This is a genomic window from Cupriavidus sp. 05N40 (assembly GCF_056397305.1).
Map to the genome: position 1 here is coordinate 1 of NZ_JBFTND010000418.1, position 1,928 is coordinate 1,928.

Sequence of the window (1,928 nt, forward strand, 5' to 3'; positions counted from 1 at the left end):
GATCACCAGGAAGGCGATCAGCAGCAGGTTGCGGTCCTCGAAGCCCGGGATCGGCAAGGTCAGCAGCGCAGGCACGTGGGATATGCAGAACACGCAGATCATCACCGCCCATTGCACGCCCGCGCAACGCTCGAGGAAGCGCGTGGTCTCGGCCGAGAGCGCTGACAGGATGGGCAGGATCAGGAAGGCATAGACCGGGATCAGGATGGAGAACAGCCCGTACCAGCTGATATAGACCAGTACATATTGGAGCGGCAGGAAGACAAAGAATGCGGCCACGATGGCGCGATGATCGCCGCGCCGGGTGGTGGTGATGGTGACGAACTCGCGCAGCGCGAAGAACGACAGCAGGTAGAACAGCACGATGATGGCGGTGCGCCCCAGCATGAACGCCACGCCGAGCACGCCGATCATCCACCACCACGCGGATACACGTGCGCCCAGGTTGTCGATCACCGCGTGCGGGCGGCCTCCGGCAATGCGCCAGCGCAGCACCGCCRTCACGGCGGAGGCCAGTACCAGCACGCCGAACACCGCGGCGAACAGCACCCACGTCTCGCGCAGTACGTTCGAATAAGATTGGATCATGGTCCCTACTCCAGCGCCGGCGCCAGCGACAGCAGGCCGGCACGGCAACGTGCCAGGAAATCGTCCTTGCTCTCTTGCTCGCCGAGGGTGAGCGGCTTGCCGAAGGTAACCGTGCACAGCAGCGGCACCGGCACGATCTCACCCTTGGGCATCACGCGGTTGAGGTTGTCGATCCACACCGGCACGAACTCGACGCTGCCGCACACGCGCGCCAGGTGATAGATGCCGCTCTTGAACGGCAGCAGCCGTTCATCGGTGGTATTGCGCGTGCCTTCGGGAAACAGGATCAGCGAATCTCCCCGCAGTACCGCTGTCTTCATCAGCGCGACCGGATCGGCAGCCGGGTCGCCACCCTGGCTGCCCTTGGTGCGGTCGATCAGCAGGGCATTGAAGACATCCCGCCCGATGAAGCGGCGCACGGCGGACTTGTCCCAGTAATCCGCGCCAGCCACCGGCCGCGTCAACGAGCGCAGGTCCGGCGGCAGGCAACCCCAGATCAGCACGAAATCGCCGTGGCTGCTGTGGTTGGCGAAGTAGATGCGCTGCACGGCTGCCGGCAGGCAACCGTTCCAGCGCGCCTGCATGCCCGTCAGCAGGCGAGCGAACAGGATGATGGCGCGTGCCACCAGCTTGGAAATCCACATTGCACGTTATCTCAGCAGGAGTAGCAACAGCGCCGCCAGCAATTGCAGGGCGGCCAGCACCGCGGCCCAGTGAAGCAAGCGCAGCGCGCCGCGGGCGCGCTCCACCAGATTCCGGCTGGCGGCGCCGGGGACGCCGGGCTTCAGCCAGCCCAACTGCCGCAGCGCGCGATCCAGTGCCGCCAGCGGCGCGCTACTGCCCGCCAGGCCACCGGCGTCGCTATCCGCCATCACATCGGCCAGCACCTTGAACAGCCGGCAATCGATGGTGACGCGCACGAGCAGCCACAACTGTACGGCGCCGGACAGGGCGGCCACGATCCCCAGCGCGAGATAGACCATGCCCGCCGGCGACAGCGTGCCGGCCAGCAGTACGTTGATCAGCGCCAGCACCAGCCCGGCCCATGTCAGCCTGGTCGCGGCTTCCAGCCCGCCCGCGGTGGCCTGCGCCACCCAGTGCGCGGCGGCGGCATCGCGCCTGCCGCCGTCGTTCAGGCCGTCGTCATCCATTGCGCTCGCCATGGCCCGTTCCTTCCGAAGACTGCGCCGCCTGCCTGCGGCCGATGAAATCCGCCAGCGCCGCGACGCTGTCCGCGCGCAGCACCACTTGCGGTCGCCCCTTGCGCAGCAGGGCCAGCGGCTCATCGACGGCGCGCGCACCGGTGCGTGCGGCCAGCCAGGCCGCGGCCACCAGTGCGC

3 protein-coding genes and 1 pseudogene are annotated in these 1,928 nt (G+C 67.5%); all 4 read right to left on the bottom strand.

The features are described 5' to 3' along the window. A partial coding sequence (locus AC1DO7_RS41085) for a phosphatidate cytidylyltransferase (protein WP_477117557.1) occupies positions 1–588 on the bottom strand: 588 nt, incomplete at its 3' end. Between the two features lie 5 nt (positions 589–593). Further along, the gene (locus AC1DO7_RS41090; RefSeq protein WP_441616981.1) at positions 594–1,232 is read right to left on the bottom strand and encodes a lysophospholipid acyltransferase family protein; all 639 of its coding nucleotides are present in this window, start codon (positions 1,230–1,232) and stop codon (positions 594–596) included. 6 nt (positions 1,233–1,238) lie between these two features. Then, positions 1,239–1,751: a hypothetical protein gene (locus tag AC1DO7_RS41095; protein WP_441616983.1), complete on the bottom strand. Its 513-nt coding sequence runs from the start codon at positions 1,749–1,751 to the stop codon at positions 1,239–1,241. Beyond that, positions 1,732–1,928, bottom strand: a pseudogene (locus tag AC1DO7_RS41100) (serine/threonine protein phosphatase); the annotation flags it as partial. The pseudogene AC1DO7_RS41100 and the gene AC1DO7_RS41095, both read right to left, overlap by 20 nt.

What these genes read in the sequence shown, in the direction of transcription:
- AC1DO7_RS41090 (WP_441616981.1), bottom strand. Translation starts at nt 1,232, where the DNA reads ATGTGGATTTCCAAGCTGGTGGCACGCGCCATCATCCTGTTCGCTCGC.
- AC1DO7_RS41095 (WP_441616983.1), bottom strand. Translation starts at nt 1,751, where the DNA reads ATGGCGAGCGCAATGGATGACGACGGCCTGAACGACGGCGGCAGGCGC.